A 21,248-nucleotide genomic window follows, 5' to 3' on the forward strand; every position below is an offset into this window, starting at 1 on the left:
ATGGGGGTAACTCGGTCTGACGACTGACCACACAAATCCCGCTCTCACTGGAGCCGGCCCGCCATCGCCTGTTACCATTCGCCCCCTGTTTGACCTTCGCTTTTCATATTCTTTTTGAGACATGCCATGACCACCGTCCGCACCCGCATCGCGCCTTCGCCCACTGGCGATCCCCATGTCGGCACCGCCTACATCGCTTTGTTCAACTATTGCTTTGCCAAGCAGCATGGCGGCGAGTTCATCCTGCGGATCGAGGACACCGACCAGTTGCGTTCGACTCGCGAGTCCGAGCAACAGATCTTCGATGCCTTGCGCTGGTTGGGGATCGACTGGAGCGAAGGCCCGGACGTCGGCGGCCCGCACGGTCCGTACCGCCAGAGCGAGCGTGGTGACATCTACAAGCAGTATTGCCAGCAGTTGGTGGACATGGGGCATGCGTTCCCGTGTTTCTGCACCGCCGAAGAGCTGGACCAGATGCGTGCCGAGCAAATGGCCCGTGGCGAAACCCCGCGCTACGACGGCCGGGCGCTGCTTCTGTCCAAGGAAGAAGTCGCCCGTCGCCTGGCGGCCGGCGAGCCCCATGTGATCCGCATGAAAGTGCCGAGCGAAGGCGTCTGCGTGGTGCCGGACATGCTGCGTGGCGATGTCGAGATCCCGTGGGATCGCATGGACATGCAAGTGCTGATGAAGACCGACGGCCTGCCGACGTACTTCCTGGCCAACGTGGTCGACGATCATCTGATGGGCATCACCCACGTATTGCGCGGTGAGGAATGGCTGCCGTCGGCGCCGAAACTGATCCTGCTCTACGAATACTTCGGCTGGGAACAACCGCAGCTGTGCTACATGCCGCTGCTGCGTAACCCGGACAAGAGCAAGCTGTCCAAGCGCAAGAATCCGACCTCGGTGACGTTCTACGAGCGCATGGGCTTCATGCCCGAGGCGATGCTCAATTACCTGGGGCGCATGGGCTGGTCGATGCCGGACGAGCGCGAGAAGTTCTCGCTGCAGGAAATGGTCGAGCATTTCGACCTGTCGCGGGTCTCCCTGGGGGGGCCGATCTTCGACATCGAGAAGCTGTCGTGGCTCAACGGCCAGTGGCTGCGGGACCTGCCGGTGGAAGAGTTCGCCGCACGCGTGCAGAAGTGGGCGTTGAACCCTGAGTACATGATGAAGATCGCGCCCCATGTGCAGGGCAGGGTAGAGACCTTCAGTCAGATCGCCCCGCTGGCCGGCTTCTTCTTTGCCGGTGGCGTGACGCCGGACGCGAAGCTGTTCGAGTCCAAGAAGCTCTCCGGCGACCAGGTGCGTCAGTTGATGCAACTGATCCTTTGGAAGCTCGAAAGCCTGCGTCAGTGGGAGAAGGACAGCATCACTGCGACCATCCAGGCCGTGGTCGAGTCCTTGGAGTTGAAGCTGCGCGACGCCATGCCGCTGATGTTCGCCGCCATTACCGGCCAGGCCAGCTCGGTATCGGTGCTTGATGCGATGGAAATTCTCGGGCCGGACCTGACCCGTTTCCGCCTGCGCCAGGCCATCGATCTGCTCGGTGGCGTGTCGAAGAAGGAGAACAAGGAGTGGGAAAAACTGTTGGGCGCGATCGCCTGATGGCCCTGTAGGAGCTGTCGAGCGAAGCGAGGCTGCGATCTTTCCCCAGCTAATTGAATCTCAAGCGAAAGATCAAAAGATCGCAGCCTCGCTTCGCTCGTCAGCTCCTACGAAACAGGCGAAGTCCCAGTTTTACTGGGGAGGGTGGTAAGTGATTGTTATCCCGGCAAAAAATTTTCAAATTTGTTGAAAATAAATTTGACAGACCTCCGATACGCCCTTAAGATTCGCCCCGTCCTCAGCGATGAGGGGCTATAGCTCAGCTGGGAGAGCGCTTGCATGGCATGCAAGAGGTCGACGGTTCGATCCCGTCTAGCTCCACCAATTTACACTTCAAGGCCTGGCCACACCGGTCTTGAAGCGATCAACACTCAGCGTTGATCAGTTGTATAGAAGGGTTTGCGTCCCCTTCGTCTAGTGGCCTAGGACACCGCCCTTTCACGGCGGTAACAGGGGTTCGAGTCCCCTAGGGGACGCCAGTTTTACAGAAGCGATGTTGCAAAATGTCGCTCCGCCGCGAGGCGAAAAATCCGGGGCTATAGCTCAGCTGGGAGAGCGCTTGCATGGCATGCAAGAGGTCGACGGTTCGATCCCGTCTAGCTCCACCAATTACAGGTTCAAGGTCTGGCCACACCGGCCTTGAATCGATCAGTTCTCAGCGCTGATCAAGTTAGAAGGTTTGTGTCCCCTTCGTCTAGTGGCCTAGGACACCGCCCTTTCACGGCGGTAACAGGGGTTCGAGTCCCCTAGGGGACGCCACGATTACCCGCTCTGCGGGATTTTATAAGGGTCATTCAATTCTTGAATGACCCTTTTGTTTGTCTGGCGTTTGGCCAATTCCCTTATCCTTTGAAAAAGTCTTCTGACCAGCGGTGAAATTTTCCGCTTGCGGAAAATTATTACATGGATAATATTTCAGTCATAATATTCGGAGGCGACGATGAGCGATAAAAAGGCACAAACCCGTGAACGCATTCTCAAGGCCGCCAGCGATGCGTTGATCCAGCGTGGGCCGGCGGAGCCGAGTGTGGGCGAGGTGATGGGCGCGGCCGGGCTGACGGTAGGCGGCTTTTACGCTCATTTCGAAAGCAAGGATGCCTTGATGCTGGAGGCCTTCAAGCAATTGCTCAATCGGCGCCGCGGCTTGATCGCCGATATGGACGGTGAGCTGACAGGCGAAGAGCGGCGTGCGTTGGTCGCCGCATTCTATCTTTCCCGAAAGCATCGCGACTCCACCGAGCAAGCCTGCCCGATTCCGGCGTCGGTCGGCGAGCTCGGGCGGCTGCCGGATGCGTTTCGTGAGGTGCTCAATGAGCATATCGAGTTGATGGTCGCGCAATTGGCGGCCAGCCCGGAGGACGCCGACAAGGCCCTGGCCGACATCGCCTTGATGGTCGGTGGTTTGGCCCTGGCGCGGGCATTGGGCCCGGGAGAGTTATCGGATCGTTTGTTGCGCGCCGCCAAGTCGGCGGTGCGTTGAGCTGAGGCGCAAGCCCTGGAGATGAGCGATGGACAGGTTGAGTTGGATACGTAGTGTCAATGGCACGCTTGGCTGGGTGGCTCCGCGCCTGGTGGCGAAGCAGATGCGTTCGCTGTTCATGCGTCCTCGAAACTTGCCGCCGCGGGATTGGGAGCTGCCGATGCTGGCAACGTCCGAGCGTATCACCTTGCGTTTCGGTCTCTCGGCCTTGCGCTGGGGCAAAGGCCCGGCGGTCTTGTTGATGCACGGTTGGGAAGGGCGGCCGACCCAGTTCGCGGCGCTGATCACGGCCCTGGTGGGCGCTGGTTACACGGTCGTGGCGCTGGACGGTCCGGCCCACGGTCGTTCGCCGGGTCGCGAGGCGAATGTCCTGTTGTTCGCCAGGGCCATGCTCGAAGCCGCCGCCGAGCTGCCGCCGTTGCAGGCGGTGATCGGACATTCCATGGGCGGCGCCAGCGCCATGCTGGCGGTCCAGCTGGGGTTGCGTACCGAGACGCTGGTCAGCATCGCCGCGCCCGCTCGCATTCTTGGAGTGCTGCGCGGTTTCTCCCGGATGATGGGCCTGCCGCCCAAGGCGCGTTCGGCCTTCATTCGCCAGGTGGAAAGCGACGTGGGCATGCCCGCCTCGAAGATGGATGTGGCGCATTACCAGCTGGACGTGCCGGGGTTGATCGTCCATGCCGAGGACGACACATCGGTCTCGGTCAAGGAGTCGCAATTGATTCATGAGGCCTGGTTCGACAGTCGGCTGCTGCGACTGCCACAGGGCGGGCATCAGCGGGTGCTGGCCGATCCTCGTGTCATTGATGGGGTGTTATCACTGTTGGCCGGTCGCAGTCTGCAAGCGCGGCAATCGGCTTGACCTGTGGGAGCAAGGCTTGTCCGCGATGGCGGTCGAGCTAGGATCCGTTACACTGCCCCGATTCAAATTCGACCGGGAGAGGGGCATGGGCTGGGATCGGGCAACGCCATTCATCATTGATCTTCAGGTCAACGCCGAAGACATCGACGGGCTGGGCCACGCCAACAACGCGGTATACGTCACCTGGCTCGAGCGCTGTGCCTGGCGCCATTCCCAGCGCCTGGGCCTGGATCTGGTGGAGTATCGGCGCCTGGACCGGGCCATGGCGGTGGTGCGGCATGAAATCGATTACCTGGCGGCCGCCTATGAAGGCGACGAACTGCAATTGGCCACCTGGATCGTCGACTGGGACCAGCGCCTGAAAATGACCCGGCATTTCCAGCTGGTCCGTCCCAGCGACAACGCCACATTGCTGCGGGCCCAGACCACCTTCGTCTGCATCGAACTGTCCACTGGCCGGCCCAAGCGCATGCCGCAGGAGTTCATCGAGGGGTATGGCCCCGCCCTGGAGCCGTCCGGCATCGTCGTGGACTGACCCACCGCCATCGCGAGCAAGCTCAGCTCCCACAGGGATTGATGGTGAATTCCGATGTCAGGGGCAAAATCCGGTAAACTGCCGCACGTTTTTTCGTTGAGTGTGTGTTTCCATGCAAATTGCCCTGGCGCCCATGGAGGGGTTGGTCGACAACATCCTGCGGGACGTCCTGACCCGTGTTGGCGGTATCGACTGGTGTGTCACCGAGTTCATCCGCGTCAACGATCGTCTGCTCACGCCGGCCTATTTCCATAAGCTCGCCCCTGAGCTGCTGACCGGTGCCCAGACCGCTGCCGGTGTGCCGTTGCGGGTGCAGTTGCTCGGCTCCGATCCGGTGTGCCTGGCGGAAAACGCGGCATTGGCGTGCGAGTTGGGCTCAGAGGTGATCGACCTCAATTTCGGTTGCCCGGCCAAGACCGTGAATAAATCCCGGGGCGGGGCGGTGTTGCTCAAGGAACCGGAACTGCTCAACGAAATCGTCGAACACGTGCGCCGCGCGGTGCCGAAACACATCCCCGTCACCGCCAAGATGCGCCTGGGTTTCGATAGCCCGGACGGCGCGCTGGTCTGTGCCACGGCGTTGGCCGAAGGCGGCGCGGCGCACATCGTGGTGCATGCGCGAACCAAGGTCGATGGCTACAAGCCTCCGGCCCATTGGGAGTGGATCCCCCGTGTGCAGGAGGTGGTCAAGGTGCCGGTGTTCGCCAATGGCGACATCTGGAGTGTGGAGGACTGGCGCCGTTGCCGTGAAATCAGCGGTGTCGAAGACATCATGCTCGGTCGCGGCCTCGTTTCCCGCCCTGATCTGGCCCGGCAGATCGCCGCCGCCCGGGCTGGCGAGGATGTGGTCGAGATGTCTTGGGCCGAGTTGCAGCCAATGCTCCATGACTTTTGGCAGCAAGTGGTCGAGCAGTTGACACCGCGCCAGGCCCCGGGCCGGTTGAAGCAGTGGCTGGCGATGCTGACCCGCAATTACCCCGAAGCGGTGGAGCTGTTTACTGCGCTACGCCGGGAAACCGACCTGGACGCGGTGGGGCATTTATTGGGTGTTCAGCGCACCGAAGCGGCCTGAAAAAAATTCAAAAAAACCTCTTGAAAAGTTTTTGGCGGACCCTAGATAGGGGTTACGCGATGCCGAATTCGGGTCGCGGAGACAAAAAAACTTGCTGAATTTTTCAGGAGATTTGAATCATGAGTACTGCATTTTCGCTGGCCCCTCTGTTCCGTTCCTCGGTAGGCTTCGATCGCTTCAACGACTTGTTCGAAACCGCCCTGCGCAACGAACCAGGCAGCAGCTATCCACCCTACAACGTGGAAAAACATGGTGATGACGAGTATCGCATCGTGGTCGCCGCCGCCGGGTTCCAGGAAGAAGACCTGGACCTGCAAGTGGAAAAAGGTGTGCTGACCATCAGTGGCGGCAAGCGTGAAGCCAGCAACGACAGCGTCACCTTCCTGCACCAGGGCATCGCCCAGCGTGCGTTCAAGCTGTCCTTCCGGTTGGCCGATCATATCGAGATCAAATCCGCCGGCCTGCGTAACGGTCTGTTGAGCATCGACCTGTTGCGAGTGGTTCCGGAAGAGGCGAAAGCCAAGCGCATCCCGATCAACGGTGCGCAGCAGCAACCCGCGCTGCAAAACTGATGCATCGCAACTGAAGAAGGGCGCCAGATGGCGCCCTTCTTCATTCTGGAGATCAGTGGAAGACTCATTGTGGCGAGGGGATTTATCCCCGTTGGGCTGCGAAGCGGCCCCAAAAAAGAACAGCCGACGCTGTTTAGGCCTGACACACCGAGGCGACTGCTTTTAGGGCTGCTTCGCAGCCCAGCGGGGATAAATCCCCTCGCCACACAGTCACGGCAACAACCGCTCAAACGCCTCCAGCGGCAACGGCCGGCTGTGCAGGTAACCCTGGTACAAATGGCAATCAAGCCCTTGCAAAAAATGCAACTGCTCCAGGGTCTCCACGCCTTCGGCGATCATCACCAGGTTGAGGCTGCGGGCCATGGCGACGATGGCGCGGATGATTTCGGCGTCGTTGGGGTCGCTGGTGGCGTCGCGCACGAATGACTGGTCTATTTTCAGCGTGTCCACCGGCAGGCGCTTGAGGTAGGTCAGCGACGAATAACCGGTGCCGAAATCGTCCATGGCGAAGCTCACCCCCAGCTTCTTGAGCCGGCGCATCTTGGCGATGGTGTCGTCCAGGTTCTGGATCACGATGCCTTCGGTGATCTCCAGTTTCAGCAGCGAGCAGGGCAGGCCGTGGGTGGCCAGGCTGCTTTCGATGCGTTCGACGAAGTCGCTCTGGCGGAATTGTCGTGGGCTGATGTTCACGCACAGGCTGAATCGCTGCGGATCGATCTTGCCCTTGGCGATCAGTTGCTTGAAGCCGTCGCAAGCTTCATCGAGGATCCAGGTCCCGACTTCGAGGATCAGGCCACTGTCCTCCAGCACTTTGATGAACTCGTTGGGCGATTGGGCACCGAGGTCCGGGTGATGCCAGCGCACCAAGGCTTCGGCGCCGATGATGCGGTTGTCCCGGGCATCGACCTGAGGCTGGAAATGCACGCTGAACTCGCCACGGGCCAGGGCCAGGCGCAAGTCGGTTTCCATGCGCAACCGTTCGCTGGCGGCTTTTTGCATGGTGGTGTGGAACATCTGCGAGGTGTTGCGTCCCGAGTCCTTGGCGCGATACAGCGCAATGTCGGCGCGCTTGAGCAGATCGGTAGGGGTGGAACCGTGGTCGGGGATCAACGCGATACCGATGCTCGGCGTGACCTGCAGTCGCTGGCCATCGAGAAACATCGGTTCCGAGAGCAGTTCGCGCAGGGTGTCGGCCAGGGCCTGAACCTGTTTGCTGACCTCGTTTCGCGAGCCCTCCAGGCCGCTGAGCAGCACCACGAACTCATCGCCACCCAGCCGCGCCACGGTGTCTTCCAGGCGTACGCTGGCTTCCAGGCGTGCGGTGATGATTTTCAGCACCGTATCGCCCACCGGGTGACCGAGGGAATCGTTGATGTGCTTGAAGTGGTCCAGGTCGAGAAACAGCAGGGCACCACGCAAGTTGTGACGCTTGAGCAGGGCGATCTGCTGGCTCAGGCGGTCCATCAGCAAGGCCCGGTTGGGCAGGTTGGTCAGCGAGTCGTGGTAGGCCAGGTGGCGGATCTGGGCTTCGGCGTTGCGCAGCAGGCTCACGTCTCGGGCTGTCAGCAGCAGACACTCGGTTTCATTGAGGGTGATGGGCTCGACCGAGACCTCCACCGTGAGGATTTCCCCACGTTTATTGCGCCCGAGCATCTCCTGGTGGTGCACGCGGCCCTTGAGTTGCAATTCGGCCAGCAGGGCGGCGCGTTGTTTTTCTTCGGCCCAGATCCCTACCTCGTAGACCGTATGCCCAATCACTTCGTCGGCGCGGTAGCCGGTCAACCGGCAGAAGCCGTCGTTGACCTCAAGGTAGCGACCGCTTTGGTGTTCGGTGATGGTGATGGCGTCGGGGCTGGAATGGAACGCCTTGGCGAATTTCTCTTCACTGGCCTTGAGGGCGGCTTCGGAGCGTTGCTGCTGCGTGATGTCGCGCAAGGTCGTGACGATGCACGGCTGGTTGCCGACGTTGATTTGCCGGCTGGAAATCACACAGGTCAGTGGCTGGCCGTTCTTGTGGTGGACGACGATGGCGACATTGTTCAGCGATTGTTCGCGGATCACCCGTTCGATGCGTTGCAGACTGCTGCCCGAGCCACCCCAGAGGCCGATTTCGTCGGCGCTGAGGCCAATCACGTCGCTGGTGGTCCAGCCGAAGGTCTGAGTGAAACTGGAGTTGATCTCGAGGAACCGCCCGCTGTCCTGGTGGGTGACGCAGATCGGGTCGGGACTGACCTGGAACAGCGTGGCGAATTTCTCTTCCGAGGCGGCCAGGCTTTGTTCGCGCTCCACCTGGTCGGTGATGTCCAGCAAGGTCCCGGCCATGCGCAGGGGGCTGCCATCGTCGTTGCGGTAGAGGCGGGCGCGGCTTTCCAGGTAGCGCGAGCTGCCGTCGGGCAGTTGCACGCGATAGGTCAATTGATAGTTGCCCGCCGGGCCTTCCCGCAGGCTGCGGTAGGCGTTGCGCATGTTGTTGCGTTCTTCGGTGGGAACCCCCTCGAAAAACGCATCGAATGATTCATGGAACGGCCTGGGTTCCAGGCCATGGAGCTGCGCGGCCCGGGCCGAGCCGTAGAGCATGCCGCTGGGAATGTGCCAGTCCCAGGTGCCCAGTTGCGCAGAGTCGAGGGCCAGGTCCAGGCGTTCCTGGCTGTCCTTGAGGGCCTGTTCGGCGAGCTTGCGCTCGGTGGTGTCGAGGAACGTGCTCAGCAGGTACGGCTGGCCTTCGAGCTCGACTTTCTGCGCACTCAGAATGCCGTTATGAATCTGGCCGTTGCTGGCCCGGAACTCCACTTCCATGCTGACCAGTTCGCCCTTGGCCTTGGTTGCCTCCACCAGTTTCGCCCGCTGCTTGGGGTCCACCCACAGGCCCAGTTCCAGGGTGGTACGGCCGATCACGTCATGCACCGGCCAACCGAACAGGCTTTCGAAATACTGGTTGGCCTCGCTGATCAGCCCGTCCTCCTGACGGGTCAGCAAGACCATGTTCGGGCACAGATGAAAGAGCGTGGCGAAGCGTTTTTCCGAACTGCGCAGCGCCTGTTCCCGCTCGCGCTGATGGGTGATTTCACGAATCACCCCGATCATGCGCGGCCGGCCATGCTTGTCGGGTAGCACGCTGCCACTGATTTCCAGCCAGTGCAGGCTGCCGTCGGGCCAGACAATGCGGTGATGCATCGCCTGTTCCAGCGGCGCCCCGGCCACTGCCGCGTGAAAGGCGCGCACGGCCCTGGCCCGGTCTTCGGGCAACAGCAGGTCGAGGTAGTCCACGTCCGCCGGCAACGGTTGGCGCGGATCGAAGCCGAACAATGCCTGGGTGCCGCGGGACCAACTGATCTGGCCGCTGTCGATGTCCCACGACCAAGCGCCCAGCCGCGCACCGTTCAGGGCGGCCAGTAACTGTGGCGCGCTGTCCCAGCTTTGCTCGGACCGCTTCGGGTCGAGCGCCTGAATACGCGGCAGGGGCGGGAGATGGTCAGCAGGTTTGGGCATTTCTAGCGAACCCTGGGCGGTTTTGGGCATTAAGCACAAGCATCCAAGGCCCTACAGGCGGCACAACCTATGCCTTTGTCCCTGGCAAATCGATTTGTGCGTCCAGTAAGGCCATGAAAGCCCGTGCGGCATTCGATAGCGTCCGTTCGGTGTGCAAGATATAGCCTAGCTGGCGACTGAGCTGTATGCCCGGCAAAGGAATGCGCGCGACCTGTTCGTCGAGCATGGTGCGCGGCAGAACGCTCCAGGCCAGGCCGATGGAAACCATCATCTTTATGGTTTCCAGATAATTCGTGCTCATGGCGATGTTTGGCGTCAGGCCCTGGGCCTCGAACAACCGTTGCACGATGTGGTGGGTAAAGGTGTTGCCTCCTGGGAACACCGCCGGATGCAAGGCAATGTCCGCCAGGCTCACCGCGCTGTTTTCCAGCAACGCATGCTCCGGGGCGACCACGAAATCCAGGGGGTCGTCCCACACTGGCGTGGCCCTTACCAGCGTGTGGGGCTCGGGGGCGAGGGTGATGACGGCCAGTTCCGCCCGGCCATGGAGGATTTCTTCGTAGGCCACTTCCGAATCCAGGAACTGGATATCCAGCGCCACCTGGGGATAACGCCGGGTGAACTCGCGCAATAAAGGAGGCAGGCGGTGCAGGCCGATGTGGTGGCTGGTGGCGAGCGTCAGGCGCCCGGTCACCTCGCCGGTCAGGTTGGTCAGGGCGCGGCGGGTGTCGTCCAGCACGTTGAGGATCTGGTAGGCCCTCGGCAACAGGGCCCGGCCGGCCTCGGTCAGGCCCACTTCACGGCCCAGGCGGTCGAACAGGCGCACCTTGAGTTGTTGTTCGAGGCCGGCAATGCGCTTGCTGATGGCCGGCTGGGTCAGGTGCAGGCGTTCGCCGGCGCCGGAGAAACTGCCCGTCTCGGCGATGGCAATAAAAGCATTGAGGTTGGCGAGGTCCATGGCGGTTCCGGTCGGATTCCAGTTGGTTATGCAAAGCATGAAAAATATGAATTTGAGTTATTTAATGTAACCCCATAGGATCAGCCTCACAAGCCAAGGGGTTATTGATTCGTTCAAGGCCCGGGGCATAGAAACAAGCTGATGAGGAAACCGTCTGATGGCCGGCAAAACGCTCTACGACAAGCTCTGGGATTCGCATTTGGTCAAGCAGCGCGACGATGGCTCGGCGCTGATCTACATCGACCGTCACATCATTCACGAAGTGACGTCGCCGCAAGCCTTCGAAGGCCTGCGCCTGGCCGGGCGCAAGCCGTGGCGCATCGATGCCAATATCGCGACCCCGGACCACAACGTACCGACCACGCCGGAGCGCAAGGGCGGCATCGAAGCCATTGCCGACCAGGTCTCGCGCCTGCAGGTCCAGACCCTCGACGATAACTGTGACGAATACGGCATCGTCGAATTCAAGATGAACGATGTGCGCCAAGGCATCGTCCACGTCATCGGCCCGGAGCAGGGCGCGACCTTGCCTGGCATGACCGTGGTCTGCGGCGACTCGCACACCTCGACCCACGGTGCTTTCGGCGCCCTGGCCCATGGCATCGGCACGTCCGAGGTCGAGCACGTGCTCGCCACCCAGTGCCTGGTGGCCAAGAAAATGAAAAACATGCTGGTGCGCGTCGAAGGCAAGTTGCCGTTCGGCGTGACTGCCAAGGACATCGTCCTGGCCGTGATCGGCAAGATCGGCACCGCCGGCGGTAACGGCCATGCCATCGAGTTTGCCGGCAGCGCGATCCGCGACTTGTCCGTCGAAGGCCGCATGACCATTTGCAACATGTCCATCGAGGCCGGTGCCCGCGTCGGCCTGGTGGCCGCCGATGAAAAAACCGTGGAGTACGTCAAGGGCCGTCCGTTCTCGCCCAAAGGCGCGGAATGGGACATGGCGGTCGAGGCCTGGAAAGACCTGGTCTCCGATGCCGATGCCAAGTTCGACACGGTGGTCGAGCTCGACGCGACGCAGATCAAGCCGCAAGTCAGCTGGGGTACCTCCCCGGAAATGGTCTTGGCCGTGGACCAGAACGTACCGGATCCGGCCAAGGAAATGGACCTGGTCAAGCGCGACTCCATCGTCCGTGCCTTGAAGTACATGGGCTTGAGCGCCAACCAGGCGATCACCGATATCCAGCTCGATCGCGTGTTCATCGGCTCCTGCACCAACTCGCGGATCGAAGACCTGCGCGCCGCTGCGGTGATCGCCAAGGGCCGCAAGGTGGCCTCGACCATTAAGCAGGCCATCGTGGTGCCGGGTTCGGGCCTGGTGAAGGCCCAGGCCGAAGCGGAAGGGCTGGACAAGATTTTCCTCGAGGCCGGTTTCGAATGGCGTGAGCCGGGGTGCTCGATGTGCCTGGCGATGAACCCTGACCGCCTGGAGTCGGGCGAGCATTGCGCCTCCACCTCCAACCGTAACTTCGAAGGCCGTCAGGGCGCCGGTGGCCGTACGCACCTGGTGAGCCCGGCCATGGCCGCCGCGGCGGCCGTCAACGGCCGTTTCGTCGACGTCCGCGAATTGATCTGAAGGAGCGCAGTATGAAAGCTTTTACCCAGCACATCGGTCTTGTCGCGCCTTTGGATCGTGCCAACGTCGACACCGACCAGATCATTCCCAAGCAATTCCTGAAGTCCATCAAGCGCACCGGTTTCGGCCCGAACCTGTTCGACGAATGGCGCTACCTGGATGTCGGCCAGCCGTACCAGGACAACTCCAAGCGGCCGTTGAACAAGGATTTCGTGCTCAACGCCGAGCGCTACCAAGGCGCCAGCGTGTTGCTGGCCCGGGAGAACTTCGGCTGCGGTTCGAGCCGCGAGCACGCGCCATGGGCCCTGGAAGAGTACGGCTTCCGTAGCATCATCGCGCCGAGCTACGCCGACATCTTCTTCAACAACAGCTTCAAGAACGGCTTGCTGCCGATCATCCTCAGCGATGCTGACGTGGATGAGCTGTTCCAGCAGGTCGAGGCCAACCCCGGCTATCAACTGCAGATCGACCTGGCCGCCCAGACGGTGACCCGTCCCGATGGCAAGGTGCTGGGTTTCGAGATCGATGCGTTCCGCAAGCACTGCCTGCTCAACGGCCTGGATGACATCGGCTTGACGCTGCAGGACGGCGAGGCGATTGCCGCGTTCGAGGCCAAGCACCGGGCGAGCCAGCCTTGGTTGTTTCGCGATGCATGATGGATTGATGTAGGCAGTACCGGCTTCATCGCGAGCAAGCCCGCTCCCAAAGGTGTTTTGTGAACACCCAAAATCCCCTGTGGGAGCGAGCTTGCTCGCGATGGGGCCGCCCAGGCAATAAAAAACCATAAGGAAATCCCATGACCAGCACCGCCCACAGTCAGGTTGTACAAAAGCAATTCGGCGAACAGGCTTCGGCCTATCTGAGCAGTGCCGTGCACGCCCAGGGTGCTGAGTTCGCGCTGCTACAGGCTGCGTTGGCCGGTCGTGGCGATGCCCGTGTGCTGGACCTGGGTTGTGGCGCCGGTCATGTGAGTTTCCACGTGGCGCCCCTGGCCGGTGAAGTGGTGGCCTACGATCTGTCCCAACAGATGCTGGATGTTGTGACCGCGGCAGCGGCCGAGCGTGGCCTGGGCAACATCAGCACGGTACGGGGCGCCGCCGAGCGCCTGCCGTTCGCCGACGCTGAGTTCGACTTCGTGTTCAGCCGTTATTCGGCGCATCATTGGAGCGACCTGGGCCTGGCGTTGCGGGAAGTACGACGGGTGCTCAAGCCGGGCGGGATGATGGCGTTCATCGACATCCTGTCGCCGGGTACGCCGTTGCTGGACACCTACTTGCAAAGCATCGAAGTGCTGCGTGACACCAGCCATGTGCGCGATTATTCGGCCGGCGAGTGGTTGCGCCAGGTCAGCGAAGCGGGGTTGCATACCCGCAGCACCTCGCGCCAGCGCCTGCGCCTGGAGTACCACTCTTGGGTCGAACGCATGCGTACGCCCGAGGTGATGCGCGGCGCGATTCTCCAGCTGCAGCGTTCGATGGGCGATGAAGTGCGAGAATATTTTGAGATTGAGGCCGATGGTTCGTTCAGTACAGATGTACTGGTGCTGTGGGCCGAGCGATAGCATTTTTCCCGGCCAGGCCTTGGGTGCGCAACCCAGGCCCGTGTCGACAGAGCAAACGAGGAAAGCATGAGCAAGCAGATTCTGATTCTCCCAGGTGACGGCATCGGCCCGGAAATCATGGCCGAGGCGGTCAAGGTCCTGGAACTGGCGAACGACAAGTACGGCCTGGGCTTCGAACTCAGCCACGACGTGATCGGCGGCGCCGCCATCGACAAGCACGGCGTGCCCCTGGCCGACGAAACCCTGGACCGTGCCCGTGCCGCCGATGCCGTGCTGCTGGGTGCCGTGGGCGGCCCGAAATGGGACAAGATCGAGCGCGACATCCGCCCCGAGCGCGGCCTGTTGAAGATTCGTGCGCAACTGGGCCTGTTCGGCAACCTGCGGCCGGCGATTCTTTATCCGCAACTGGCCGATGCGTCGAGCCTGAAGCCAGAAATCGTCTCGGGCCTGGACATCCTCATCGTCCGTGAGCTGACCGGCGGTATCTACTTCGGCGCCCCACGTGGTACCCGTGAGCTGGATAATGGCGAGCGCCAGGCCTACGACACCTTGCCGTACAGCGAAAGCGAAATTCGCCGTATCGCCCGGGTCGGCTTCGACATGGCCCGCGTGCGGGGCAAGAAGCTGTGCTCGGTGGACAAGGCCAACGTGCTGGCTTCCAGCCAATTGTGGCGTGAAGTGGTCGAGCAGGTGGCCAAGGATTACCCGGACATCGAGCTGAGCCACATGTACGTCGACAACGCCGCCATGCAACTGGTGCGTGCGCCCAAGCAGTTCGACGTGATCGTCACCGACAACATGTTCGGCGATATCCTGTCCGACGAAGCGTCGATGCTCACCGGTTCCATCGGCATGCTGCCGTCGGCGTCCCTGGACGCCAACAACAAGGGCATGTACGAGCCGTGTCACGGTTCGGCGCCGGACATCGCCGGGCAGGGCATTGCCAACCCGTTGGCGACCATCCTGTCGGTGTCGATGATGCTGCGCTACAGCTTCAACTTGAACGATGCCGCCGACGCGATCGAAAAAGCCGTCAGCGTGGTCCTGGACCAAGGCTTGCGCACCGGTGATATCTGGTCGCAAGGTTGTACCAAAGTCGGTACGCAGCAAATGGGCGATGCAGTAGTCGCCGCGCTGCGGAATCTGTAATCTTTCGGGCCCACCGCTTCGACGGTGGCCCACTTTTGTATAGGTGTAGTTGCGATGAAACGTGTAGGTCTGATCGGTTGGCGCGGCATGGTCGGTTCCGTGCTCATGCAGCGAATGCTGGAAGAGCAGGATTTCGATCTCATTGAGCCGGTGTTTTTCACCACTTCCAATGTCGGTGGCCAGGGCCCGTCCGTGGGCAAGGACACCGGTGCGCTCAAGGATGCCTACAGCATCGAAGAGCTCAAGACCCTCGACGTGATCCTGACTTGCCAGGGTGGCGACTACACCAGTGAAGTGTTCCCCAAGCTGCGTGAAGCCGGCTGGCAGGGTTACTGGATCGACGCTGCCTCCAGCCTGCGCATGCAGGACGACGCGGTGATCATCCTCGACCCGGTCAACCGCAAGGTCATCGACCAGCAGCTGGACGCGGGCACCAAGAACTACATCGGCGGCAACTGCACCGTCAGCCTGATGCTGATGGGCTTGGGCGGCCTGTTCGAAGCCGGTCTGGTGGAGTGGATGAGTGCCATGACCTACCAGGCCGCGTCCGGTGCCGGCGCGCAGAACATGCGTGAGCTGATCAAGCAGATGGGTGCTACCCACGCCGCTGTTGCCGATGACCTGGCCAATCCGGCCAGCGCCATTCTCGACATCGACCGCAAGGTCGCCGAGGCGATGCGCAGCGATGCCTATCCGACCGAGAACTTTGGCGTGCCCCTGGCCGGCAGCCTGATCCCCTGGATCGACAAGGAACTGCCCAACGGCCAGAGCCGGGAAGAGTGGAAGGCCCAGGCCGAAACCAACAAGATCCTCGGTCGCTTCAAGAGCCCGATCCCGGTGGACGGCATCTGCGTACGCATCGGCGCCATGCGCTGCCACAGCCAGGCGCTGACCATCAAGCTGAACAAAGACGTGCCGATCGCCGACATCGAAGGGCTGATCAGCCAGCACAACCCTTGGGTCAAACTGGTGCCGAACAACCGCGAAACCAGCATGCAGGAGCTGAGCCCGACCAAGGTCACCGGCACCCTGAATGTGCCGGTGGGCCGTTTGCGCAAATTGAACATGGGTTCGCAGTTCGTCGGTGCCTTCACCGTCGGCGACCAACTGCTGTGGGGCGCGGCCGAACCGCTGCGCCGCATGCTGCGGATCCTGCTCGAGCGTTGATCGACTGCTGTTGTGAAAGAACCCGTGCCTTGTGAGAGGCGCGGGTTTTTATTGGGAGACGGTTGTGTGTCAGGGCTGGCCTCATCGCGAGCAAGCTCGCTCCCACAGGTTTTACAATCACTGAAGATCCCATGTGGGAGCGAGCTTGCTCGCGATGAGGCCAGCCCAGGCACTGCAACTCCCCTAGCCAATTGCCTGCGTACCCACCACCCGGTAAAGTGCCGCTCCCCACGTTTACCTGAGGTAGACCCATGAGCCAGTCCTTTGATATTGCCGTGATCGGCGCCACCGGTACTGTCGGCGAAACCCTCGTCCAGATTCTCGAAGAGCGGGACTTCCCGGTCGGCAACCTGCACCTGCTGGCCAGCAGCGAATCGGCAGGCAGCTCGGTGATGTTTCGCGGCAAAAACGTGCGGGTGCGTGAGGTCGACGAATTCGATTTCAGCAAAGTCCAACTGGTGTTCTTCGCCGCCGGCCCGGCGGTGACCCTGAGTTTCGCCCCGCGGGCCACTGCGGCGGGCTGCGCGCTGATCGATTTGTCCGGGGCCTTGCCGCCCGAGCGGGCGCCGCAGATCGTGCCGGAAGCCAATGCCCAGGTCCTGGCCGGCTTGGGCAAGCCGTTGCAGGTCAGCAGTCCCAGCGCATCGGCCACGGTCCTGGCGGTCGTGCTGGCGCCACTGCGCGAGTGCCTCGATCTGCAGCGCATCAGCCTGACCGCCAGCCTAGCTGTGTCGGCCCAGGGGCGCGTGGCCGTGAGCGAGCTGGCGCGCCAGACCGCCGAGCTGCTCAACGTCCGTCCGCTGGAGCCGAAGTTCTTTGACCGGCAGATGGCGTTCAACCTGCTGGCCCAGGTTGGCGCTCCGGACGAGCAGGGCCATACGTCGCTGGAAAAGCGTCTGGTCCGTGAGTTGCGCCAGGTGCTGAATCAACCTTTGTTAAAGATTTCCGTCACTTGCATTCAAGCCCCGGTGTTTTTTGGCGATAGCTTTAGCGTGACCGTGCAGACTGCGAACGCCGTCGACCTGGCCAAGGTCAACGCGGCCTTGGAAGCGGCACCCGGTATCGAACTGGTGGAGGCGGGCGACTACCCGACTGCGGTGGGTGATGCGGTGGGGCAGGATGTGGTCTACGTTGGTCGTGTGCGCGGGGGGATCGACGATCCGGCTGAGCTGAATATGTGGCTGACGGCGGATAACGTGCGCAAGGGCGCGGCCCTCAATGCCGTGCAGGTGGCTGAGTTGTTGATAAAAGACTTGCTGTAAAAGATACTTGGCATCAATTTGTCGAATGATTCTAGCTGGGCGCTATGCTTGGCCGGAGTGCTGAAGGCGAACATCCCTCTGGGGGACTTTCCCGGGGCATGAGTGAAATGATCGCGCGCACCGTCGTTTAGGGGCTGCGCGCAATGCCTTACGGCAGCGGCATCAATACCTTCTCGCTGGCCGAGGAATGTTCAAACAAAGGAAGAGGCTATGGTTCAAGTTCGCAAACTGGTGTTAGCAATAGCGGCCGCCTCGGCGCTGTCCTCCGGTATGGCGCAAGCGCTCGGGCTCGGGGAATTGACCCTGAAGTCGACGCCGAACCAGCCCCTGGTCGCCGAGATCGAGTTGCTCGACGTCCAGCAACTGACCGCCGCCGAAGTCGTGCCGAGCCTGGCCTCGCCCGACGATTTCGCCAAGGCCGGGGTCGACCGCCAGGCTTTTCTCAATGACTTGAGCTTCACCCCGGTGATCAACGCCAACGGCAAGAGTGTCCTGCGGGTCACGTCCAGCCGACCGCTGTCCGAGCCCATGGTCAAGTTCCTGGTGCAGGTGATGTGGCCCAACGGCCGCCTGCTGCGCGACTACAGTGTATTGCTCGATCCCTCCAAATTCTCGCCACAGGCCGCCGACGCGGCCCGGGCGAAACCGCCCCAGGTCGTGGCCACGCCGGTCACCGGGGCCACCAAGCCTTCCCAATACACCACCACGCCGCGCGATACCCTGTGGGAAATCGCCGCCAAGGTGCGCAACGGTGGGTCGGTCCAGCAAACCATGCTGGCGATCCAGGCGTTGAACCCGAACGCGTTCATCAACGGCAACATCAACCTGCTCAAGACCGGTCAGGTGTTGCGCCTGCCGGATCCGGTGCAAAGCACGGCGTTGCCGCAACCCCAGGCCATCGCCGAAGTGGCTGCGCAGAACGCCGCCTGGCGCTCGGGGCGTCGCGGCGTGGCGGGTGCTGGCAAGCAACAGTTGGATGCCACCAAGCGTGGCCGTGGCGAAGGCGCACCGGCACAGGCCGCCGGGCGTGACAACTTGAGCCTGGTGTCGGCCGACTCGGCGAAAGCGGGCGGCAAGGGCAAGGGCGCTGCTGGCGATGCCCAGGCGCTGACCAACAAACTTGCGGTTACCCAGGAAAGCCTCGATTCGGCTCGCCGGGACAACGAAGAGCTGAAAAGCCGCATGGCGGATCTGCAGAGCCAACTGGACAAACTGCAGCGCCTGATCGAGCTGAAGAACAATCAACTGGCCAAGATGCAGGCCGAAGGTGCCGCGGTTCCGCCGGTAGGCGAGGCACCCCCGGCAATGTCCGCAGAGCTGACCCCTGCGCCAGCGGCACAGGCCCCGACGACTGCGCCTGCACCTGCGCCAGAAGCGACCCCGGAAGCGGCGCCACCTGCCACACCGGTCGAGCCGACGCCTGCCGCGTCCAACGAGCAAAAATACAACGACCTGCTGACCAATCCGATCCTGTTGGGGTTGATTGGCGGTGGCGCGCTGCTTTTACTGTTGCTGCTGTTGTTGCTCGCCCGTCGACGCAAGGCCCAGCAGGAAGCGGAAAAACACTTGCGCATGGCCCGGGCCCTCGAGGAGGAGGCTGACTTCTCCCCGGAGTTCGATCTGCCCCCGAGCAGCTTCGAGGGCATTGATGTTCCACCGCCTAGCGTAAAGCTTGAGCCAAAACCCGCGCCGGCTCCTGCGCCAGCACCCAAGCCGGCCCCGGTGGTCGCGCCTGTGGTGGTCACGCCGCCTATCGCCGCGCCATTGGTGGCTCCGGCGGCCGATCGCTCCGACGACGTGCTGCCCCAGGCCCAGTCCCATATGGACCGCGGTCGCTTGAATCAGGCTGCTGACCTGCTCGAGCAGGGTATCAAGGCCGAACCCCAGCGCAGTGACCTGCGCCTGAAGTTGATGGAAGTTTACGGTCTGCAGGGCGACCGCGACGCCTTTGTGGCCCAGGAGCGCCAACTGGTGGCCAATGGCGACAACTTCGCCCAGGTCGAACAGCTGAAAAGCCGTTTCCCGGCCATGGTGGTCGCTACCGCCGCCGGCCTGGCCGCGGCGGCAGTGGCTGCAGAGCTGGACGCGCAGTACGTCAAGGACCTGCTGGAGGACAAATCGCCCACCGACGAGGAGCTGGACAGCGCCTTCGACCTGAGCCTGGACGACCTGGAGACTCCGGTCGCGTCAGCGCCGGAGCCTGTCGCCGAGCTGGACGCTTTCCCGGAAGACGACGATCTGAGTTTCGAGTCGGTGCTCAAGCAACAGACTGAAGCCAACGAGAGCTTGGACGACCTGTCGGAATTCGACCTGGACCTGGGTGCAGACGCGCCGACTCCGGTCCCGGCGCTCGATGATGAAGACTTCCTGCTGGACCTGGGTGACGATCTCAAGGGTCTGGACCTTCCAGCAGCTGAAACGCCGGCCCTGGACGATACGCCGGCCGACGATCTCGAACTGCCGGCAGATTTTGATCTGTCCCTTGCCGACGAGATGGATGCCCATGACCGGCCGAAGGATGCTTTTGAATCCGAGCTGGACGATGTGAACGCCGAACTGGATCGTCTGTCCGACAGCTTGGCCCAGCCGACCTTTACCGCTGAAGATGCCCTGGTTGGTGCTGAAGACGAGCCGGACTTCGACTTCCTCAGTGGTACCGACGAGGTGGCGACCAAGCTCGATCTGGCCCAGGCCTACATCGACATGGGCGACCACGACGGCGCCCGCGACATCCTAGGCGAAGTCCTCAGCGAAGGCGATGCGACTCAGAAGAGCGAAGCGCAGGAGATGTTGTCGCGTTTGGTGTGAGTCAGCAGTTAGACAGAAACGGCAGCCGGTGAGGCTGCCGTTTTTGTTTACAGCGGGATTTTTGGTGTCTGGGCTGGCCTCATCGCGAGTAAGCTCAGCTCCCACAAGGGATAGCACCCAGATCTCTGTGGGAGCAGATCCCTGTGGGAGCCGAGCTTGCTCGCGATGGCGCCCGTCGATCCAACCCAGGACCACCCTTTGCACTGGCATCCCGCCCCGCCGGCCTTATAATGCCCGCCTTTGCGTACTCAGCAGGCTGTAATTCCTTGGCAAACATAGACAACCCGGCCGCCGAAATGGCGGCCGACGGCTTTTTCCGGATCGCCTTGGGCGTTGAATACAAAGGCTCGCGCTACCGTGGCTGGCAGCGCCAGGCGTCTGGTGTATTGACGGTGCAGGAAACCCTCGAAAACGCACTGTCCAAAGTCGCCGACTCGCCCGTGTCGCTGCATTGTGCCGGCCGGACCGATGCCGGCGTGCATGCCTGCGGCCAGGTGGTGCATTTCGACACTCAGGTCGAACGCTCGATGAAAGCCTGGGTCATGGGCGCCAACATCAACCTGCCCCATGACGTCAGCGTCAGTTGGGCCAAGGTGATGCCGGCGCATTTCCATGCCCGCTTCAAGGCCATCGCCCGGCGTTATCGCTACGTGATCTACAACGATCAGATCCGTCCGGCGCACCTGAACGAAGAAATCACCTGGAACCACCGCCCGCTGGACGTCGAGCGCATGGCCGAGGCCGCGCAATACCTGGTCGGCGTCCACGATTTCAGCGCTTTCCGTGCGGGCCAGTGCCAGGCCAAGTCGCCGATCAAGGAGCTGCATCACCTGCGCGTGACCCGTCACGGCAAAATGATCGTGCTCGACATCCGCGCCAGCGCCTTCCTGCATCACATGGTGCGCAACATTGCCGGCGTGCTGATGACCATTGGCGCCGGCGAGCGGCCGGTGGAGTGGGTCAAGGAGGTGCTCGACAGTCGCGTCCGCCGTTCCGGCGGCGTCACGGCGCATCCGTTTGGCCTGTACCTGGTGCAGGTGGAATATCGCGATGAATTCGAGCTGCCGGAGCGTTACATCGGGCCACATTTCCTCACCGGCTTCTCGGAACTCGACGGCTGACGCCCTTCGTAGCATTTGTTACCATCCG

Annotated in this window: 16 protein-coding genes and 4 tRNA genes; 18 read left to right on the plus strand and 2 right to left on the minus strand. The window is 62.0% G+C overall.

From position 1 onward, the window contains the following. The first annotated feature begins 126 nt into the window (after window positions 1-126). From gltX to BM317_RS12620, 10 genes are all read left to right on the plus strand, one after another. Window positions 127-1,608 (plus strand): glutamate--tRNA ligase, encoded by a 1,482-nt coding sequence (gltX, locus tag BM317_RS12575; protein ID WP_041023763.1) that lies wholly within the window; start codon window positions 127-129, stop codon window positions 1,606-1,608. Window positions 1,609-1,856: 248 nt separating this feature from the next. Beyond that, window positions 1,857-1,932, plus strand: a tRNA-Ala gene (locus BM317_RS12580). Between the two features lie 79 nt (window positions 1,933-2,011). Continuing rightward, window positions 2,012-2,087: transfer RNA gene (locus BM317_RS12585), tRNA-Glu, on the plus strand. Between the two features lie 53 nt (window positions 2,088-2,140). Then, window positions 2,141-2,216: transfer RNA gene (locus BM317_RS12590), tRNA-Ala, on the plus strand. A gap of 75 nt (window positions 2,217-2,291) precedes the next feature. Further along, window positions 2,292-2,367, plus strand: a tRNA-Glu gene (locus tag BM317_RS12595). Between the two features lie 181 nt (window positions 2,368-2,548). Then, window positions 2,549-3,088, plus strand: a complete 540-nt coding sequence (locus BM317_RS12600) for a TetR/AcrR family transcriptional regulator (RefSeq protein WP_058546579.1) — start codon at window positions 2,549-2,551, stop codon at window positions 3,086-3,088. 28 nt (window positions 3,089-3,116) lie between these two features. Continuing rightward, window positions 3,117-3,950 carry an alpha/beta fold hydrolase gene (locus BM317_RS12605; RefSeq protein WP_092166926.1) on the plus strand — a complete coding sequence of 278 codons (834 nt, stop codon included), beginning with the start codon at window positions 3,117-3,119 and terminating at the stop codon, window positions 3,948-3,950. 85 nt (window positions 3,951-4,035) lie between these two features. Continuing rightward, entirely contained in the window at window positions 4,036-4,485 is a 450-nt protein-coding gene (locus BM317_RS12610) for an acyl-CoA thioesterase (RefSeq protein ID WP_092474466.1), read from the plus strand. Between the two features lie 112 nt (window positions 4,486-4,597). Next, the gene (locus BM317_RS12615) at window positions 4,598-5,557 is read left to right on the plus strand and encodes a tRNA dihydrouridine synthase (RefSeq protein WP_092166931.1); all 960 of its coding nucleotides are present in this window, start codon (window positions 4,598-4,600) and stop codon (window positions 5,555-5,557) included. 119 nt (window positions 5,558-5,676) lie between these two features. Beyond that, complete coding sequence (locus tag BM317_RS12620) at window positions 5,677-6,129, plus strand: Hsp20 family protein (protein ID WP_053123476.1); 453 nt, start codon at window positions 5,677-5,679, stop codon at window positions 6,127-6,129. A 210-nt stretch (window positions 6,130-6,339) separates the two neighbouring features. Here BM317_RS12620 and BM317_RS12625 read toward each other — a convergent pair whose 3' ends face one another. Together BM317_RS12625 and BM317_RS12630 are read right to left on the minus strand one after the other, a co-directional pair. Further along, a complete protein-coding gene (locus BM317_RS12625) occupies window positions 6,340-9,618 on the minus strand; it encodes a PAS domain S-box protein (RefSeq protein ID WP_092167324.1) in 3,279 nt (1,092 codons plus the stop codon). Window positions 9,619-9,685: 67 nt separating this feature from the next. Then, window positions 9,686-10,576 carry a LysR family transcriptional regulator gene (locus tag BM317_RS12630; protein WP_060741438.1) on the minus strand — a complete coding sequence of 297 codons (891 nt, stop codon included), beginning with the start codon at window positions 10,574-10,576 and terminating at the stop codon, window positions 9,686-9,688. A gap of 157 nt (window positions 10,577-10,733) precedes the next feature. On the opposite strand from BM317_RS12630, the gene leuC reads away from it, so the two are divergent. From leuC to truA, 8 genes are all read left to right on the plus strand, one after another. Further along, window positions 10,734-12,152, plus strand: a complete 1,419-nt coding sequence (gene leuC / locus BM317_RS12635; RefSeq protein WP_003203866.1) for a 3-isopropylmalate dehydratase large subunit — start codon at window positions 10,734-10,736, stop codon at window positions 12,150-12,152. Between the two features lie 11 nt (window positions 12,153-12,163). Next, on the plus strand, window positions 12,164-12,808 hold the full coding sequence (leuD, locus tag BM317_RS12640) for a 3-isopropylmalate dehydratase small subunit (protein WP_092166934.1): 645 nt from the start codon (window positions 12,164-12,166) through the stop codon (window positions 12,806-12,808). A 140-nt stretch (window positions 12,809-12,948) separates the two neighbouring features. Then, the gene (locus BM317_RS12645) at window positions 12,949-13,713 is read left to right on the plus strand and encodes a class I SAM-dependent methyltransferase (RefSeq protein WP_092474468.1); all 765 of its coding nucleotides are present in this window, start codon (window positions 12,949-12,951) and stop codon (window positions 13,711-13,713) included. A 66-nt stretch (window positions 13,714-13,779) separates the two neighbouring features. After that, window positions 13,780-14,862: a 3-isopropylmalate dehydrogenase gene (gene leuB, locus BM317_RS12650; RefSeq protein WP_060741441.1), complete on the plus strand. Its 1,083-nt coding sequence runs from the start codon at window positions 13,780-13,782 to the stop codon at window positions 14,860-14,862. Window positions 14,863-14,916: 54 nt separating this feature from the next. Next, on the plus strand, window positions 14,917-16,029 hold the full coding sequence (gene asd / locus BM317_RS12655; RefSeq protein ID WP_024779161.1) for an aspartate-semialdehyde dehydrogenase: 1,113 nt from the start codon (window positions 14,917-14,919) through the stop codon (window positions 16,027-16,029). A 251-nt stretch (window positions 16,030-16,280) separates the two neighbouring features. After that, on the plus strand, window positions 16,281-17,291 hold the full coding sequence (locus BM317_RS12660) for an aspartate-semialdehyde dehydrogenase (RefSeq protein ID WP_092166939.1): 1,011 nt from the start codon (window positions 16,281-16,283) through the stop codon (window positions 17,289-17,291). Window positions 17,292-17,501: 210 nt separating this feature from the next. After that, window positions 17,502-20,099, plus strand: coding sequence for a FimV/HubP family polar landmark protein (locus BM317_RS12665; RefSeq protein ID WP_092474470.1), 2,598 nt, complete (start codon window positions 17,502-17,504; stop codon window positions 20,097-20,099). Window positions 20,100-20,395: 296 nt separating this feature from the next. After that, window positions 20,396-21,220, plus strand: a complete 825-nt coding sequence (gene truA / locus BM317_RS12670) for a tRNA pseudouridine(38-40) synthase TruA (RefSeq protein ID WP_092166943.1) — start codon at window positions 20,396-20,398, stop codon at window positions 21,218-21,220. The last annotated feature ends 28 nt before the right edge of the window (window positions 21,221-21,248 follow it).

The organism is Pseudomonas sp. NFACC24-1 (assembly GCF_900115235.1).
GTDB lineage: Bacteria > Pseudomonadota > Gammaproteobacteria > Pseudomonadales > Pseudomonadaceae > Aquipseudomonas > Aquipseudomonas fluorescens_AA.

Bases quoted from the DNA above. Each gene is read 5' to 3' on its own strand.
- BM317_RS12645 (WP_092474468.1), top strand. From the start codon at position 12,949: ATGACCAGCACCGCCCACAGTCAGGTTGTACAAAAGCAATTCGGCGAA.
- gltX (WP_041023763.1), top strand. From the start codon at position 127: ATGACCACCGTCCGCACCCGCATCGCGCCTTCGCCCACTGGCGATCCC.
- BM317_RS12625 (WP_092167324.1), bottom strand. From the start codon at position 9,618: ATGCCCAAACCTGCTGACCATCTCCCGCCCCTGCCGCGTATTCAGGCG.
- BM317_RS12600 (WP_058546579.1), top strand. From the start codon at position 2,549: ATGAGCGATAAAAAGGCACAAACCCGTGAACGCATTCTCAAGGCCGCC.
- BM317_RS12620 (WP_053123476.1), top strand. From the start codon at position 5,677: ATGAGTACTGCATTTTCGCTGGCCCCTCTGTTCCGTTCCTCGGTAGGC.
- BM317_RS12660 (WP_092166939.1), top strand. From the start codon at position 16,281: ATGAGCCAGTCCTTTGATATTGCCGTGATCGGCGCCACCGGTACTGTC.
- truA (WP_092166943.1), top strand. From the start codon at position 20,396: ATGGCGGCCGACGGCTTTTTCCGGATCGCCTTGGGCGTTGAATACAAA.
- BM317_RS12630 (WP_060741438.1), bottom strand. From the start codon at position 10,576: ATGGACCTCGCCAACCTCAATGCTTTTATTGCCATCGCCGAGACGGGC.
- leuC (WP_003203866.1), top strand. From the start codon at position 10,734: ATGGCCGGCAAAACGCTCTACGACAAGCTCTGGGATTCGCATTTGGTC.
- BM317_RS12610 (WP_092474466.1), top strand. From the start codon at position 4,036: ATGGGCTGGGATCGGGCAACGCCATTCATCATTGATCTTCAGGTCAAC.
- asd (WP_024779161.1), top strand. From the start codon at position 14,917: ATGAAACGTGTAGGTCTGATCGGTTGGCGCGGCATGGTCGGTTCCGTG.
- leuD (WP_092166934.1), top strand. From the start codon at position 12,164: ATGAAAGCTTTTACCCAGCACATCGGTCTTGTCGCGCCTTTGGATCGT.
- BM317_RS12605 (WP_092166926.1), top strand. From the start codon at position 3,117: ATGGACAGGTTGAGTTGGATACGTAGTGTCAATGGCACGCTTGGCTGG.
- BM317_RS12615 (WP_092166931.1), top strand. From the start codon at position 4,598: ATGCAAATTGCCCTGGCGCCCATGGAGGGGTTGGTCGACAACATCCTG.
- BM317_RS12665 (WP_092474470.1), top strand. From the start codon at position 17,502: ATGGTTCAAGTTCGCAAACTGGTGTTAGCAATAGCGGCCGCCTCGGCG.
- leuB (WP_060741441.1), top strand. From the start codon at position 13,780: ATGAGCAAGCAGATTCTGATTCTCCCAGGTGACGGCATCGGCCCGGAA.